This window comes from Mesonia oceanica, from assembly GCF_902499555.1.
In the GTDB taxonomy this organism is placed as follows: domain Bacteria; phylum Bacteroidota; class Bacteroidia; order Flavobacteriales; family Flavobacteriaceae; genus Mesonia; species Mesonia oceanica.
The window spans coordinates 181,142-198,722 of the sequence record NZ_CABVMM010000004.1; the positions used below are offsets into that span (position 1 = coordinate 181,142).

14 protein-coding genes are annotated in these 17,581 nt (G+C 35.3%); 13 read left to right on the forward strand and 1 reads right to left on the reverse strand.

What is annotated here, in order from left to right; genetic code table 11:
- The first annotated feature begins 58 nt into the window (after positions 1 to 58).
- Positions 59 to 1,009, forward strand: a complete 951-nt coding sequence (locus FVB9532_RS06290; RefSeq protein WP_150544358.1) for an aldo/keto reductase — start codon at positions 59 to 61, stop codon at positions 1,007 to 1,009.
- A gap of 121 nt (positions 1,010 to 1,130) precedes the next feature.
- On the opposite strand, the gene FVB9532_RS06295 is transcribed toward FVB9532_RS06290, so the two are convergent.
- Complete coding sequence (locus FVB9532_RS06295) at positions 1,131 to 2,591, reverse strand: aminoacyl-histidine dipeptidase (protein WP_150544359.1); 1,461 nt, start codon at positions 2,589 to 2,591, stop codon at positions 1,131 to 1,133.
- Between the two features lie 220 nt (positions 2,592 to 2,811).
- On the opposite strand from FVB9532_RS06295, the gene FVB9532_RS06300 reads away from it, so the two are divergent.
- The 12 genes from FVB9532_RS06300 (at position 2,812) to FVB9532_RS06355 (ending at position 17,540) form a co-directional block, all read left to right on the forward strand.
- Positions 2,812 to 3,882, forward strand: a complete 1,071-nt coding sequence (locus FVB9532_RS06300) for a DUF3810 domain-containing protein (RefSeq protein WP_150544360.1) — start codon at positions 2,812 to 2,814, stop codon at positions 3,880 to 3,882.
- Positions 3,883 to 4,109: 227 nt separating this feature from the next.
- Positions 4,110 to 4,904 (forward strand): TrmH family RNA methyltransferase, encoded by a 795-nt coding sequence (locus FVB9532_RS06305; protein WP_150544361.1) that lies wholly within the window; start codon positions 4,110 to 4,112, stop codon positions 4,902 to 4,904.
- 137 nt (positions 4,905 to 5,041) lie between these two features.
- Positions 5,042 to 6,277 (forward strand): M48 family metallopeptidase, encoded by a 1,236-nt coding sequence (locus FVB9532_RS06310; RefSeq protein ID WP_150544362.1) that lies wholly within the window; start codon positions 5,042 to 5,044, stop codon positions 6,275 to 6,277.
- 31 nt (positions 6,278 to 6,308) lie between these two features.
- Positions 6,309 to 8,516 carry a RelA/SpoT family protein gene (locus tag FVB9532_RS06315; protein WP_150544363.1) on the forward strand — a complete coding sequence of 736 codons (2,208 nt, stop codon included), beginning with the start codon at positions 6,309 to 6,311 and terminating at the stop codon, positions 8,514 to 8,516.
- A 23-nt stretch (positions 8,517 to 8,539) separates the two neighbouring features.
- The gene (locus FVB9532_RS06320; RefSeq protein WP_150313628.1) at positions 8,540 to 8,995 is read left to right on the forward strand and encodes a Fur family transcriptional regulator; all 456 of its coding nucleotides are present in this window, start codon (positions 8,540 to 8,542) and stop codon (positions 8,993 to 8,995) included.
- Between the two features lie 9 nt (positions 8,996 to 9,004).
- Positions 9,005 to 10,276, forward strand: coding sequence for an adenylosuccinate synthase (locus FVB9532_RS06325; RefSeq protein WP_150544364.1), 1,272 nt, complete (start codon positions 9,005 to 9,007; stop codon positions 10,274 to 10,276).
- Between the two features lie 126 nt (positions 10,277 to 10,402).
- The gene (locus FVB9532_RS06330; RefSeq protein WP_150544496.1) at positions 10,403 to 12,133 is read left to right on the forward strand and encodes an OstA-like protein; all 1,731 of its coding nucleotides are present in this window, start codon (positions 10,403 to 10,405) and stop codon (positions 12,131 to 12,133) included.
- Between the two features lie 2 nt (positions 12,134 to 12,135).
- Positions 12,136 to 13,314, forward strand: a complete 1,179-nt coding sequence (locus FVB9532_RS06335) for an aspartate aminotransferase family protein (RefSeq protein ID WP_150544365.1) — start codon at positions 12,136 to 12,138, stop codon at positions 13,312 to 13,314.
- A 105-nt stretch (positions 13,315 to 13,419) separates the two neighbouring features.
- Positions 13,420 to 14,811 (forward strand): tetratricopeptide repeat protein, encoded by a 1,392-nt coding sequence (locus tag FVB9532_RS06340; protein WP_150544366.1) that lies wholly within the window; start codon positions 13,420 to 13,422, stop codon positions 14,809 to 14,811.
- 60 nt (positions 14,812 to 14,871) lie between these two features.
- Entirely contained in the window at positions 14,872 to 15,816 is a 945-nt protein-coding gene (locus FVB9532_RS06345) for a DUF368 domain-containing protein (protein ID WP_150544367.1), read from the forward strand.
- A complete protein-coding gene (locus FVB9532_RS06350; protein ID WP_150544368.1) occupies positions 15,794 to 16,816 on the forward strand; it encodes a DUF368 domain-containing protein in 1,023 nt (340 codons plus the stop codon). The genes FVB9532_RS06345 and FVB9532_RS06350 overlap by 23 nt, the downstream gene beginning before the upstream one ends.
- A complete protein-coding gene (locus FVB9532_RS06355; protein WP_150544369.1) occupies positions 16,809 to 17,540 on the forward strand; it encodes a shikimate dehydrogenase family protein in 732 nt (243 codons plus the stop codon). Before FVB9532_RS06350 ends, FVB9532_RS06355 begins: the two co-directional genes overlap by 8 nt.
- The last annotated feature ends 41 nt before the right edge of the window (positions 17,541 to 17,581 follow it).

Genomic DNA, 17,581 nt, shown 5'->3' on the forward strand with positions numbered 1-17,581 from the left:
CAATTCTTTTATAACTCTCATTCTTCTTATATATTGAACAAAAAAAAGAACTAATACTATGAGAACTTTAAAATTTAAAAACGGAGATCAAATGCCAGCTGTTGGTTTAGGAACTTGGAAATCTAAACCTAAAATGGTAGAAAACGCCGTGGAACATGCTTTAAAAAACGGTTACAGACATATAGATTGTGCAGCTATTTACGGAAATGAAAATGAAGTAGGTAATGCGTTTAAAAAAGTATTTGATAGTGGAGAAGTAAAACGTGAGGAAGTTTGGGTAACTTCTAAACTTTGGAATAACGCTCATAAAAAAGAAGACGTAATTCCTGCTTTAAAACAAACCTTAAAAGATTTACAGTTAGATTACCTAGATTTATACTTAATGCACTGGCCAGTAGCATTTAGACCTGATGTAAAATTCCCAGAAAAAGATGAAGAATTTTTATCGCTAGAAGAAGTTCCATTAAGTGAAACTTGGGAGGCGATGCTTGAAGCTAAAAAGCAAGGCTTGGTGAAGCACGTAGGGGTTTCTAATTTTAGTTCAACAAAACTGGAAAACCTTAGAAAAGAAACTACAGAAATGCCGGAAATGAATCAGGTTGAATTACATCCGTACTTACAACAAAATGATTTATTAGAATATTGCAGCGAACACGGAATAAACCTTACGGCATATTCTCCTTTAGGAAGCGGCGATCGTACGGAAGAAATGAAAGCTGATGACGAACCTGTTTTGCTAGAAAATGAAGTTATTCAAAAGATTGCTAAAAAACATAACGCAAGTCCAGCACAAATTTTAATTAAATGGGCAGAATTACGCGGAACTGCCGTTATTCCTAAGTCAACTAATGAAGGAAGAATAGAACAAAACCTTCAAAGCGTAGGTTACGAATTAGATAAAGAAGATTTTGAAGAAATTGCCAAACTAGACAAACATTATCGTTACGTAAAAGGTGATAAACAATTCGCAACCGAAGGGAATTCTTACGAGAATATCTTTGATGAATAGTTGAGTAGACGTGAGTGATGAGATTTGAGTCGTGAGATTATTTCACTAACTATAAAAACCTCCAAGAGAATTAACTTTCTTGGAGGTTTTTTTCATCAAGCTGTTTAAAAATTTTCCTTTTTTATTTCTTTGGTATATGCTGAAGTACTTCTTTTAAAAATGCCCAGAATTTTTGAGTAGAAGAAATACTAGCTCTCTCATCTGGAGAGTGTGCTCCACGAATGGTAGGTCCAAAAGAAATCATATCCATTTTAGGATAATGGCTGCCTATAATTCCGCATTCCAATCCAGCGTGGCAAGCGGCAATATTCGCTTTCTCTCCGGTTTGTTTTTGGTATAACTCATCTAAAACTTTTAAAATAGCTGAATCCGGATTTGGAGCCCAACCTGGGTAATCTCCACTAAAATCAACTTCGAAACCGGCCAACTCAAAACCAGCACGCAAGCTATAGGCTAAATCCCATTTTCCAGATTCTACGGAAGATCTTGTTAAACAAGAAACCTCAGCTTTTCCGTTGGCAATACTTACTTTAGCTACGTTATTAGAAGTTTCTACCAAATCTTCTATATCAGGACTCATTCTAAAAACTCCATTATGCGCAGTATACAGTGCTTTCAATACTTCAGCCTGTGCTTCTTTGGTCATTACTTTTTCAGGAGTTGATATTACTTCTTTAGTAATGCTTAAGTTTTTTTCTAAAGATTTAAATTCAGTTTCAATAGAAGTTTTTATAAATTCAAAAGCTTTCTCAAATTCCGACTTGTTTTCTTTACCAATTACAACACTAGCTGTACTTTCACGTGGAATCGCATTTCTTAATCCACCACCATTTACTTCAGCAATTCTACTATCAGCTTCCCTAAAACAATTATAAAGAATGCGGTTCATCAGTTTATTGGCATTCCCTAGACCTTTAATAATATCCATTCCTGAATGCCCACCATTTAAACCTTTCACCGTAATTTGAACTGCTTCAACTTCACCACTCACCTGCTCTTCTTCGTAAGATTTGGTAGCAGTAATATCTACCCCTCCGGCGCAACCAATACCAATTTCATCATCTTCTTCGGTATCAAGATTCAGTAAAATCTCTCCTTCTAAAACTGAATTATCTAAATTCTTAGCTCCCGTCATTCCGGTTTCTTCATCAATAGTAAATAAAGCTTCTATTGCAGGATGCTCCATATCGGTACTTTCTAAAATAGCCATTGCTGCTGCAGCGCCTAAACCATTATCGGCACCAAGTGTAGTACCTTTTGCGCGAACCCAATCACCATCAACATACATATCAATGCCTTGCGTAGCAAAATCAAAATCGGTATCATTATTTTTTTGATGAACCATATCTAAATGTGATTGCAAAACAATCTTTGATCGATCTTCCATTCCAGCAGTAGCCGGTTTTTTTATAATCACATTTCCTGCTTCATCAACAATGGTTTCCAAACCTAAGTTTTCTCCAAAAGCTTTCATAAAAGCAATGACCTTTTCTTCTTTTTTAGAAGGGCGTGGTACTGCATTTAAATCGGCAAATTTATTCCAAACCGCTTTGGGTTCTAAATTTCTTATTTCTTGACTCATATTCTGTTTTTATAATATTTACAAAAATTATGATTAAAGTAAGTTATCGTCACCCTGAACTTGATTCAGGGTCTCCTATCAATTTTGAAATGTATGATGAGATGCTGAAACAAGTTCAGCATGACGTTTTAAACATAAAATTTTCAATTTTCACAAAGGTATTGTTTCTCTAAGCAATTATAAAATTTGCAGTAAAAGCTTTAGTTTGTATTTTTAGCTCGTGAAACAACGCAGTCATTTTATACTTGCCCTTTTATTGCCGCTTCAAATTGCATTAGTTTCTATTGCGGCTCGCTTTCCTCAGTTTATTGAGACTTATTACAGCAATGGCATTTATCCATACATCTCCAAATTTGAACGCTACGCTTTGGGCTGGTTACCTTTTTCTTTTGGGGATATCTTGTATAGTATTCTGGTGATTGGTTTAATCCGTTGGATTTATTTACGAATTAAAACCAAATTCAAAAAACCTAAACATTGGATATTAGAAGGCCTAGCCACACTTTCTATTGTTTACTTTTGCTTTCATGCATTTTGGGGAATGAATTATTACCGACTTCCGCTCCACCAATCCTTAGAAATCAATAACAAATATTCGCAAGAACAATTGGTTGCGTTCACGAAAAAATTGGCAAAAAGAGCTAATGAACTTCAGTTAAATTTAGTGGGAAACGATACGTTGAAAGTTGATTTTCCCTTTAAAAATTCAGCCATCAGAAAAATGGCGATTGAAGGCTATCATCACATTGAAAGTGAATATCCCGAATTAAGTTACCAAGGAAATAGTGTAAAACCTTCATTATTCAGTATTCCATTAACCTATATGGGATTTAACGGCTATTTGAATCCACTTACCAATGAAGCACAAGTTAATAACCGAATTCCAAAATTTAAATTACCAAGCACTACCAGTCACGAAATGGGACATCAAATAGGTTTCGCTAAAGAAAACGAAGCTAATTTTATGGCGTGCTTAACGACCATGAATCACCCCAATCCTTATTTTAAATATGGCGGATATACCTTTGCGCTTAAATATTGTATAGGCGAAGTTTATGTAACCGATCCCTGCGAAGCTGAAAATATTATAGCCATGCTAAATTTAGGTATCCGAAAGAATTATCAGGAAGTTCAGCAATTTTGGGAAGCGCATGAAAATCCTTTTGAACCTTTTTTCAAAATCTTTTACGGAGGTTACCTAAAAGCAAACAACCAACCGCAAGGCATTAAAAGCTATAACTATGTGGTGGCTTTGTTGGTAAATTATTTTGAAGGCGAACATCAATTGTAAAATTATTGAATTTCCATAATAAATCATAATGATAACGCCACCTTGAATTGTCACATTGAGCGGAGTCGAAATGTTAATTCAGGATCATTCCCGGCTGCCGAACGGGCAGGTCTGGAATAACGAAAATATCAATTGTTATAAATTAAGAATAATCAATTATTATCTCGTTTTCTAAATTCCCTTGATTACCTAAAAATTGCTTATTTTGCCCGCTAGATTAAAAATGTATGCGAAAGCAAATTAGCAGTACTCAAAATAAAACGGTCAAACAAATCCTTCAGCTTCAAGAAAAGTCACGAAACCGAAGAAAAGAAGGACTTTTTGTCATCGAAGGAATTCGAGAAATTCAATTGGCCCAAAAAGCGAATTACGAATTTGAAGCCGTTCATATTTGTCCAGAAGTTTTTACGGAAGATAAATTAAAAAATTTCACTTTTTCAGAAGATCAACTTACAGAAATCACGCAAGAAGTTTACCAAAAAATCGCCTACCGAAGTAGTACCGAAGGTATTTTAGCTGTTGCTAAAATCAAAACACACGCCTTAGAAGACATTCAATTTCACAGCGAAAACCCTTTAATTTTAGTAGCCGAAGCTCCTGAAAAGCCAGGAAATATTGGAGCCATCTTACGAACAGCAGATGCTGCCAATGTAGATACTGTGATTATTGCCAACCCAAAAACAGATTTATACAACCCCAATATTATTCGTTCGAGTGTAGGTTGCGTGTTTACCAACCAAATTGCTACGGGAAGCACTTCAGAAATTATTCAATTTTTAAAAGAAAAAGAGATTGCGATTTATTCAGCGATTTTACAGGAATCTGACCTCTACACCAAACAAGATTTCACAAAAGCCACGGCGATTGTAGTAGGAACGGAAGCCGATGGTTTAAGCGAAGAATGGCGAGTTAACTCCACCCAAAATATTCACATTCCTATGCAAGGTGAAATCGATTCGATGAACGTTTCGGTAGCCGCAGGCATTCTCATTTTTGAAGCGAAAAGACAAAGAGGTTTTTAATAATGAAATAGGATTCTGAAAACAAGAAAAATCTTTTGATTCGTCATGCAGAACCTAACTGCCGGACAGAAAAGCTTGCTTCAGCATCTCATACAGAAATAAAAAAACTATATAGTAAAAAATCACTTATTAAAAATATGACTCCAACAACCGTTTTTTATATCATTATTGCCATTTTAGTAATCGATTTTATATTCGACCAAGTATTGGATGCTTTAAATGCCAAACATTTTGAGGACAATTTACCTCCAGAGCTTCAAGATGTATATAAAGATGAAGAATACGAACGTTCTCAAGCTTATAAAAAAACACGCTATAAATTCGGTATCCTTACTTCTACTTTTTCATTGGTGTTAACTTTAGCCTTTCTCTTTTTAGATGGTTTTGCTTGGGTAGATGCAATAGCCCGATCAATTGCAGATAATGAAATTTTAATAGCCCTTATTTTCTTCGGAATAATTATGGTTGGTAGCGATATATTAACAACACCATTTTCATATTACAGCACCTTTGTGATTGAAGAAAAATTCGGTTTCAACAAAACCACAAAAAAAACCTTCTTTTTAGATAAAATCAAAGGTTGGTTGATGATGGCTATTATTGGTGGTGGAATTTTATCCCTTATCATTTGGTTCTACGAATTTGCAGGTAAAAACTTCTGGATCTATGCTTGGGCATTGGTCTCCATCTTTTCTGTACTAATGAATATGTTTTACAGTAAACTTATCGTGCCCCTTTTTAACAAGCAAACCCCTTTGGAAGAAGGCAGTCTGCGTACCAAAATTGAAACGTATGCCAAAACTGTAGGCTTCACGCTAGATAAAATTTTTATTATCGATGGCTCTAAACGAAGTACCAAAGCTAATGCCTATTTTTCAGGATTTGGAAGCGAAAAAAGAATCACGCTTTTTGATACTTTGGTGAATGATTTAGAAGAAGATGAAATTGTAGCGGTTTTAGCTCATGAGGTTGGTCATTATAAGAAGAAACATATTATTTATAATCTTTTTGCCGGAATTATCACCACCGGTTTTACGCTTTGGTTACTATCTCTTTTTGTAAGTAGTCCGTTACTTTCTCAAGCTTTGGGGGTTGAAGAAACGAGTTTTCATATAGGTTTAATCGCTTTCGGAATTTTATATTCCCCTATTTCTGAAATAACAGGATTATTGATGAATTTATTAAGTAGAAAGTTTGAATATCAAGCTGATGATTACGCAAAGAAAACTTTTGGAAGTGCACCACTTATTAGCAGCCTTAAAAAACTATCCAGCAATAGTTTAAGCAATCTAACACCGCACCCAACCTATGTTTTCTTTCATTATTCACATCCAACACTTTTACAACGAATTCAGAATTTAAAGCTGAAATAATCGCATACTTTAGTATATTAGTCGTATGGTTTTGACGGAAGAAGAAATAGAAAAAGAAAACAAAAGAATTGCCAAGCAATACAAAGAATTGCTTCGCATAAGCTATCGCAGCTTAACCGATGATGATAAAACACTTATCAGGCAAGCTTTTGAAACCGCTGTAGATGCGCACAAAGAACAACGCAGAAAATCTGGGGAAGCATATATTTTTCACCCCATTGCGGTGGCAAAAATTGTAGCTTCAGAAATTGGATTAGATGCTACTTCTATTGCTGCTGCATTATTGCATGATGTGGTTGAAGACACCGATTACACCTTAAACGACATTGAACAAATGTTTGGTGAAACTGTGGCGAGAATTGTAGATGGGCTCACGAAAATAAGTCATTTAAAACCTGAACGTGATGTTTCGCTACAAGCGGAGAACTTCCGTAAAATGTTGTTGACGCTAAATGATGATGTTCGTGTGATTATCATCAAAATTGCAGATCGTCTTCACAATATGCAAACCATGGACGCGATGCGTGCCGATAAGCAAGTAAAAATTGCTTCAGAAACGCTTTATATCTATGCCCCACTTGCACACAGAATCGGTCTTTACAATATTAAAACCGAGTTAGAAGATTTGAGTTTAAAATATACCGAACCGGAAGTGTACAAGGATATTTTAACCAAAATGAAAGAGAGTAAGGAAGATCAAGATATCTATATTCGAGATTTTACTAAAATTATTTCTGACTCTTTAGACAAAGAAAAATTAGATTACGAAATTAAAGGAAGACCAAAATCGGTTTTCTCTATTCGTAAAAAAATCCTCAAGCAAAATATCACTTTTGATGAAGTGTATGACAAATTTGCCATCAGGATTATTTATAAAAGCTCACCGGAAGACGAGAAGTTTTTAGCGTGGAAAATTTATTCTATCGTTACCGACCACTTCCGCCCAAATCCAACCCGATTACGTGACTGGATTTCTTCACCTAAATCTACAGGTTACGAGGCGCTTCATATTACGGTGATGGGCCCTAAGGGACGTTGGGTTGAGGTCCAGATTAGAAGTGAACGAATGAACGAAATTGCTGAAAAAGGTTATGCTGCACACTATAAATATAAAAATGAAGGAGAGCAAGAAGACCAAAATTTAGATCAGTGGCTCAATAAATTACAGGAAGCTTTAGAGAATAACGAAGTAAATGCCGTAGATTTTGTTGAACAATTCAAACTGAATCTCTACGCCAAAGAAATTTTTGTATTCACGCCTAAAGGAGATTTAAAATCGCTACCTAAAGGAGCCACTCCACTGGATTTTGCTTTCAGTATTCATACAGAAATCGGTTTAAAAACCAGAGGAGCCCGGGTAAATGGAAAACTGGTTCCATTAAGTCACGAGCTAAAAAGTGGCGATCAAGTAGATATTATCACTTCCGAGAAAACGAAACCTACCAATAACTGGCTAGATTACGCAAATACAGCAAGAGCTCGTTCAAAAATTAAATCATCGCTAAAAGATGAAAAAAGGCAAATTGCCGAAGAAGGTAAAGCCATTTTAACCCGAAAGTTAAAAGCGCAAAAAATACAATTCAACGACAAAACTATTGCTCAATTAGTAAAATATTTCAAGCTCAAAACAAGTTTAGATTTATTTTACAGAGTAGGTATAGGTACGATTGACAACATCAAATTAAAAGATTTTGCCGCTTCCAGAAGCAATGCTTTTGTTTCATTCTTCAAAAATAAAATCAGAAAACCAAGTATCCCACAGGATATTGACAAGGAAGAGATTACACATAATTATGACCAATTGGTTTTTGGTAAGGATGAAGAAAAACTAGAATACAAATTTGCCAATTGTTGCAATCCCATTCCAGGTGACCCTGTTTTCGGCTTTATCACCGTAAACGACGGGATGAAAGTTCATAAAAAAGATTGCCCCAATGCCATTCAGCTTCAAAGTAATTACGCTTACCGGATTATTCAGGCAAAATGGATAGATTCTTCACAACAAGAATTTAGTGCGGTGATCCACCTTAACGGTTTAGACAACCTTGGATTGGTAAGTGAAATCACTAAAGAAATCTCCAACAACCTTCATGTAGACATGCGGAAGATTTCTTTTGAAAGCCACGACAGCGTTTTTAAAGGTCAAATTACAGTAGTGGTTAAAAATAAATCCATTCTGAAAAAATTAATGGATAGACTGAAAAAAATAAACGGAATTGATAAGGTTACCCGTGAATAAAGTTTAAATTTGCAGGCAGAATTATGGAAGAAACAGAAAAACAAAAAAATGACCAGGCCGTAGTTAAAAACGTATTTACGAAGTTTTTAGAGGAAAAAAAACACCGTAAAACACCAGAGCGTTTTGCTATTCTTCAGGAAATATATGATAGTGACGAACATTTTGATATTGAGTCGCTTTATATCACAATGAAGAACAAAAACTACCGCGTAAGTCGTGCTACTTTATATAATACGATTGAACTTTTACTGGAATGTGGTTTGGTGAGGAAACATCAGTTTGGTAAGAACCAAGCTCAGTACGAAAAATCTTATTTTGACCGCCAACACGATCACGTTATTTTAACCGATACCGGTGAAGTAATCGAATTTTGTGATCCCAGAATTCAATCAATCAAACAAACTATTGAAGAGGTTTTTGATATCGAAATCAGCAACCATTCATTATACTTTTACGGAACCAAAAAATCATCCAAATAAATTATTTATATGGCAGTAGATTTGCTATTAGGACTACAGTGGGGAGACGAAGGAAAAGGTAAAATTGTTGACGTACTCACCGCTAACTATAACATTATTGCTCGCTTTCAAGGAGGACCAAACGCAGGACACACCTTAGAATTTGATGGTATAAAACACGTATTGCATACTATTCCTTCAGGGATTTTTCATAAAGATGCGATTAACCTTGTAGGAAACGGTGTCGTGATAGACCCGGTCATCTTCAAAAAGGAATTAGATAACCTTAAAAAGTTTGATTTAGATTATAAATCTAAGCTACTCATTTCCAGAAAAGCACATATTATTCTGCCTACGCATCGGTTATTAGATGCGGCTTCAGAAACAGCCAAAGGAAAAGCTAAAATAGGTTCTACCCTAAAAGGTATAGGTCCTACTTATATGGACAAAACCGGCCGTAATGGGTTACGTATTGGCGATTTAGAAATGAATGACTGGAAAGAGAAATATCGAAATTTGGCTAACAAGCACGAATCGATGATTTCTCACTATGGCGTAGATATTCAATACAGTCTAAAGGAATTGGAAAGAGAATTTTTTGAAGCTGTTGAAGTTCTAAAAAGTCTTACTTTTATTGATTCTGAAGAATATTTGCACCGCGCCCAAAACGATAAAAAAACAATCTTAGCAGAAGGCGCTCAAGGTTCTTTATTGGATATCGATTTTGGAACTTATCCTTTTGTTACTTCAAGTAATACTACTGCTGCCGGTGCTTGTACCGGTTTAGGAATTGCTCCTAACCAAATTAGCGAGGTTTTCGGAATTTTTAAAGCATACACCACTCGTGTAGGTAGCGGACCTTTCCCTACCGAATTATTTGATGAAGATGGTAAAAGAATGGCAAAAATCGGGAACGAATTTGGCGCTACCACCGGAAGACCAAGAAGATGTGGTTGGTTAGATTTGGTAGCTTTAAAATATGCCGTACAAGTAAACGGTGTTACCCAATTAATGATGATGAAAGGAGATGTTTTAAGTGGTTTTGATACGCTTAAAGTTTGTGTAGGTTATAAATATAAGGGAGAAGAAATTTCGCATTTACCTTATAACATAGAAGAAGACAACCTCACTCCTATTTACAAAGAATTAAAAGGCTGGAAAGAAGACCTCACCAAAATGAGTGAAGAAGCTCAATTCCCTAAAGCTTTTAAAGAGTATATCGCATTTATTGAAGAAGAAATGCAGGTTCCTATTAAAATTGTTTCAGTAGGACCAGATAGAAAGCAAACTATTATGCGATAATTTCTTCAATTGAAATTAAAAAACATTTTTTACGCTTCAATTTTTTTGGAGCGTTTTTTGATTAAAAGCCTTTCAGAAAAAACATTTCTTTATTTTTGAATAAAACTTAACTTTTTGAAAAATATAATTCGGTACACATTTTTAATTAGTTGCTTGCTATTTGTTGGCTTGGGTTTTTCCCAAACCAAAAAAATAGATTATACCAGTGACCGTTCCTATAAAGATGAACAAAAATATCCTGGAGCATTTATATTAAGCAAAGTCAATAATCAAGTATATTTTAATCACGAAGGTATTGAAGTTTGGTGCGACCAAGCCATTTTTTACGAAAAAGACGACTTTTTTAAAGCCTACGGAAATGTAAGAATGAAACAAGGCGACACCGTAAATATGACCAGTAGTTATGCTGAATATAATGGACAGACTAAATTCGCATTTGCCAGTACTGATGTACGCCTTACCACACCAAGTAACACCCTCACTACAGACACTCTATTTTTTAACCGAATAAAACAGGAATCATTTTACAGAAGCGGTGGTAAAGTTAAAGATACCGCGAGTACCATTACCAGTGTTGTAGGAAGGTATTTTATGGAGCAAGAAAAGTTTTCCTTCAATACAAACGTAGTCGTAACTAATCCAGATTACGTTATTAACTCCCAGCAATTGGATTTTTATTCAGAAACCGGAAATGCCTACCTCTACGGACCTTCTACTATCACTAGCGAAACCAGTAAAATCTACTGTGAACGAGGCTATTACGACACTCGAAATGACAAGGGCTATTTTGTAAAAAATTCAACTGTTTATTACGAAAACAGAAAATTGCAAGGCGACAGTATTTATTTCAATAGAAATGAGAGTTTTGCTTCAGCCACTAATAATATTAAAGTTACCGATACCGCCAACCAATCGGTTATTCGGGGACATTATGCCGAAGTTTTTCGAGACCGGGATTCGCTTTTTATCACTAAAAGAGCCTTAGCTTCTATGAAGCAAGAACAGGACTCCATTCATATCCATAGTGATACCCTAATGATTACCGGCAAACCTGAAAACAGGATTATCCGAGGATTTTATCATTCCAAAATGTATAAAAGTGATATGAGTGGAAAATGTGATTCGATTCATATTAACGAAAAAACAGGTTTAACGCAAATGATCGGCAACCCTGTAGTTTGGTCAGCAAATAGTCAGATGACAGGTGATAGCATTCATTTAATTAACGACCCAACCACCGAAAAAATGGATTCTTTAAAAGTATTCAACAATGCTTTTATGATTCAGAAAGATAGTATTGAAGGCTATAATCAGGTGAAAGGAAAAGAAATGTATGGCTTATTCAGTGATGATAACCAGCTCGAGGAAGCAAATTTCATTAAAAACACAGAAACCATTTACTACAGTAGAAATGAAGACGGTTCATTAATTGGGATTGACAAGGCTATTTCTTCTTCCATCAAAATTTTATTTGAAGAAAAAGGGATTTCAGATATTTACTATTATACAGATGTAGAAAGTACGCTTTATCAAGAAAGTGATTTTCCTAAAAATGCAAGAAGGTTAAAAAACTTCAATTGGCGTGGCGATGAAAAACTAACCCGTAAAGAAGATTTATTTGCCGAGGATGGCCCCATCGATTTACCCAAAATAAAAGGAATTCCTTTACCTAAAGACGAAAATTTCTTTGATGAAAGAAAAGAAGAAGACCCGCAATTGCTTAATGAAAATTCAAGGTTAACACCTGATATCTTAGAACATCGGGAAACCGATACCATTACAAAAGATAGCATTCCGCCAACTAGAAATAAGAATAGAAAGCGGTTACCATTTAAAAAAATAAAAACCGATCATTAACATTGAATAAAGATTTTCTAACATATCAAGCACAAACTACACCGCACCCCTTAGGATTGGAAGTAAAAAAAGCTAAAGGAAGCTATATTTACACCACCGATGGTAAGGCACACCTAGATTTTGTAGCTGGAGTTTCGGCATGTAGTTTGGGGCATTGCCATCCGAAAGTGGTTGAAGCAATTCAAAAGCAAACCAAAAATTACTTGCACGTGATGGTTTATGGTGAATATGCGCAAAGCCCGGCGGTAGAATACACGAAGCTATTAAGTGAAAACATAACCATTCCCAATGCTAAAACTTATTTGGTAAACAGCGGAACTGAAGCCATTGAAGGGGCTTTAAAGCTTGCTAGGCGCTATACCGGTAAAAAAGAAATAATTGCAGCGCACAACGCCTATCATGGCAATACCATGGGTTCTCTTAGTTTGATGGATTTTGAAGAACGTAAAAAACCTTTTGAACCTTTATTACCTGAAATTTCGTTCTTAGATTTTAATCAAGAAACTTCTATTGAAAAAATAACACCCCAAACCGCAGCGGTAATTTTAGAAACCATACAGGGAGGCGCAGGATTTATTCAACCTCAACATGATTTTCTAAAAAAAGTAAAACAGAAATGTGAAGAAGTAGGTGCCTTGCTCATTTTAGATGAAATTCAACCGGGATTTGGACGCACAGGAAAACTTTTCGCCTATGAACACTACGGAATAGTTCCCGATATTTTAGTGATTGGTAAAGGAATGGCAGGCGGTATGCCGGCCGGAGCATTTATAGCTTCCGCAAAACTCATGGATTCACTTAGCGATAATCCTAAAATGGGACACATCACGACCTTTGGCGGAAATCCGGTGGTTGCGGCAGCCTCCTTAGCTACTTTAAAAGAAATTACTTCTACTACGTTAATAGAAGAAACTCTTCAAAAAGAAAAATTATTCAGAAAGCTTTTAGTACATCCACTAATCAAAGAAATTAGAGGAAAAGGATTAATGTTAGCTCCTATACTTTATTCCGACAAAATAGCCAATGAATTAATTTTAAGAGCTAAAGAAAAAGAGCTGATTCTTTTTTGGCTATTATTTGAAAAAAGAGCCGTAAGAATAACCCCACCTTTAACTATTTCAGAAACAGAAATAAAGAAAGGCTGTTCCATCATCTTGGACATTTTAAATGAGATTCAGTAAAAAGCAAACTGTTAATTACTTTGTTAACAACAAAAGTACGAATCAAGCAAAACATTCGTTATACATAGTAACTTTAATACAGTAGAAATAAGTAAAATTTCGTGTATGCATCTAAGTCAAAACGAAGACGACAATTTCTCTCTTACCAAATTCGAATCCATGCTCAAAACGAACGATGTTTTGTTCTTTGATTCCAATGAGTTTGAAGCTATTATTTTTCACTACTTGGAAAGTGGCAAGTTTGCTTTAGCCAAAAAAGCTGTAAAACTAGGATTAGAACAACATCCGCATGCGAGTGTGCTTCAACTTTTTAAAGTGGAGATTTTAATTTTTGAAAATAAACTTACAGAGGCAGACTCACTTTTAAACAGCTTACACGATTTAGAACCATCTAACGAAGAAGTTTATATACAAAAAGCCAATATTTTCTCTAAGCGCGATAACCACAAAATGGCCATTCAAACTTTAGAAACCGCCTTAGATTTTGCGCCTGATGCTGCTGAAATATATTCCTTGATTGCTATGGAATATATGTTTATGGAAGATTACGACAACGCAAAATACAACTTCATGAAGTGCTTAGAATTGGAAGAAGAAGATTTTGCGGCACTTTACAATATTATTTACTGTTTCGATTTTTTAGAACAACACCAAGAAGCTATTGATTACCTCAATATGTTTTTAAATAAACATCCATATTGCGAGGTGGCTTGGCTTCAAATAGGAAAAGAATATTTCAATTTAAAAGATTACGAAAAAGCCTTAACCGCTTTCGATTTTGCGATTATTTCAGATGAATATTTCGTAGGTGCCTACATGGAGAAGGGTAAAGTGCTGGAGAAGCTAAAAAGACATCAAGAAGCCATTGAAAATTACATGGTAACCTTGGAGTTAGACGATCCCATGGCATATGCCTACCTAAGAATTGGAAAATGCTACGAAAAGCTTAAACTGCAAAAAGAGGCGTTAGCTTTTTATGAAAAAGCTGTTGATGAAGATCCACTTTTAGATAAAGCCTGGATTGCTATTACCGATTTTCACCTAAGAAAACTAGACTACCAAAACGCTTTATATTACATCAACAAAGCGATTAGTATTGATAGTGAAAACGTATTATACTGGAAGCGTTACGCTAAGATCAATAACCGATTAAATTTTGTTGAAGAAGCAGAGAAAGGTTATCGTAAAACCTTAGAATTAGGCAATTACGAACTAGAAACCTGGATTACCCGTTGTGATTTATTGATTAATCTAGGCGAATACGAAACTGCACTCGACGTACTTTTTCAAGCTATCGAGTTTTATCCTGACACCGCAGAAATTGAATACCGCGTGGCTGGACTTTACTTTAGTTTAAATGAAGGCGAAAAAGGCTACTATCATTTAAGAAGGGCTTTAAAAATAGATGTAGAATATTCAATTATTGTAGAAGAACTTTTCCCGATGATTTTCAGAAGAAATAGCGTTCAAAACCTTATCGAAAAGTATTCCCAATAAACTATTCAAGTCCTTATAAATCATATATAAATTGCTACTTTTGTCTTTTTAACAAACATTATGCAAAGAAGTTTTAAAGACTATTTAACCATCGCCTTAAAAGGTGTAGCTATGGGAGCTGCAGATACCGTTCCCGGTGTCTCTGGTGGAACCATCGCTTTTATTTCAGGGATTTACGAAGAATTAATTACCACCATTGGAAATATAGATTTGTCCCTTTTTTCCACTTGGAAAAAACACGGTTTTAAAAGTTTCTGGGAAAAATTAAACGGTAATTTTATTGTAGCCCTCATCGTCGGGATTTTATTCAGCGTATTTACTTTTATGCGTTTGGCCAATTACCTATTGCAAGAACATCCCATCCTTATTTGGTCTTTTTTCTTTGGATTAGTAATCGCCAGTATTTGGTTTGTTGCCAAGCAAATTGAAAAATGGAAAATTCCAACCATCATTGCTGCAATTTTGGGAGCAGTAATAGCTTATTACCTTACTTCTCTTCCTCCGGCAGCATCATCTAACAGTAATTTATACCTCTTACTTTGTGGAGCTTTAGCCGTTTGTGCTATGATATTACCAGGAATTTCAGGAGCTTTCATCTTAGTATTGCTAGGAGCATATCGAAATATTACCCAAGCTGTTCACGATTTTGATTTTAAAAAAATTGCCTTGGTTGCTTTAGGCGCTATAGTTGGTTTGCTTACCTTTTCTAAAATTTTGAAATGGTTATTTAAACACTATAGAAATTTAACTTTAGCTATATTAACAGGTTTTATTACCGGTTCTTTAAATAAAATCTGGCCTTGGAAAGAAGTGTTGGAAAGTACAAAAATTGAAGAAAAAATAATCGTATTAAAAGATAAATCTGTTTTACCATGGAATTACGATGGAGAGTCCAATTTACTTTTTGCCACTTTATTAATGCTTGCCGGATTCTTTTTAATTATTATCTTGGAAAAATTAGCAGACCAGAAGCCAGACGGAGATGCAGCAAACCCGGACGTTTAAAGATAAAATATTTTTAGTATTAAAAGGGCTCGCCATGGGAGCTGCCAATAAAGTTCCCGGAGTTTCAGGCGGAGTCGTAGCTTTTGTTGCCGGCTTCTACGAAGAATTTATTTATTCGCTTCAAAAAGTAAACTATAAAGCCTTTTTATTACTCATCAACGGCAGGTTTAAAAGTCTCTACCACTATGTGAATGGAAAATTTTTAGGACTGCTTATTTTGGGAATGGTCATAAGTTATTTTAGCATTTCTAAAATATTGGATTTTCTTATTGTTCATTTTGAATTATATGTTTGGGCTTCTTTCTTCGGAATGATTATAGGGTCTATTTATTACATTTCCAAAGACTTCAGGCTCAAGTCAGCCAAAAATTTAATGTTCATCGCATTAGGTATTATCGCAGGTGTCGGAATAAGTTTAATGGAACCTGCTACCGAAAACAACAACCTCTGGTTTGTATTTGTATGTGGGATTATAGGTGTATCTGGAATGACCCTTCCGGGACTTTCCGGTTCTTTCATTTTAATTCTGATAGGAAACTATGTGTTATTATTGGTTGATTCTGTAAACGCGCTCTTTAATACCTTAACAGATATTGCGAGATGGGATTTTTCATTTACCAATGATGTAGAAAGAATGAGCCTATTAAAAGTTTTAGCTTCGTTCACCTTGGGTTCTGTGGTTGGCATGGTAACCTTATCTCACATTTTAGGCTTTGTACTTAAGCATTATAAAAACATAACCTATGCCATTATTATTGGTTTTATCACCGGTTCGCTAGGAGTAGTTTGGCCTTGGAAAGAAAAAATTTTTAAAGTAAATTCAGCAGGTGAATATCTTAAAGATGCTAACGGAAATCTGATTTTGGACAATTACGATAGATATTTACCTCATTTAACCGATGCTTCCACGTGGATAGCCATTTTTTTCATAATTTTAGGAATCTTAATCGTGTTCGGTTTAGAACGCTACGGAAATAAAAACGCCAATACCAATGGATAAATACGGATTAGTAGGAAAAAATATCTCTTATTCGTTTTCTAAGAGTTACTTCGAAAAAAAGTTTGCTGCAGAAGGGATTCACGCTTCATACCAAAATTTCGACCTCCCCTCGCTCTCCGGTTTTCGTGAAATAATAGCTCTTGAAAAAAATTTAAAAGGATTAAGCGTAACCATTCCCTATAAAGAAGCTATTTTACCTTTTTTAGATCAATTGGATGAACAAGCGGCCAAAATTGGTGCGGTAAATACCATTCAGATAAAAAATAAAAAACTTGTAGGCTACAATACCGATTGTTTCGGTTTTATGAAATCTTTGTTTCCCCTGTTAGAGAAACAACATACAGAAGCTTTAATTTTAGGAACAGGCGGCGCCTCAAAAGCAATAGCTCATGCTTTACGATCATTGGGCATTGAATACCATTTTGTTTCTAGAAACCCAACTAAAAACGATTTCCCTTACGAAGGCGTCACTAAAGAAGTATTAGAAAAGCATTTTTTAATTATCAATTGTACTCCGTTGGGCACTCATCCCAATTTAGATGAAGCACCTAACATCCCTTACGAACATTTAGACCATCGCCATCTATTATATGATTTGGTTTACAACCCACCCTTAACTACCTTTTTAGCCAACGGAAAAGTACGCGGCTGCAAGCTTTATAATGGTCAGAAAATGTTAGAATTTCAAGCAGAACGTGCGTGGGAGATCTGGAACGAGGCCTAAACCTTCATTCTACTTCATGACAAGATTTTTTTCTTTTTTTT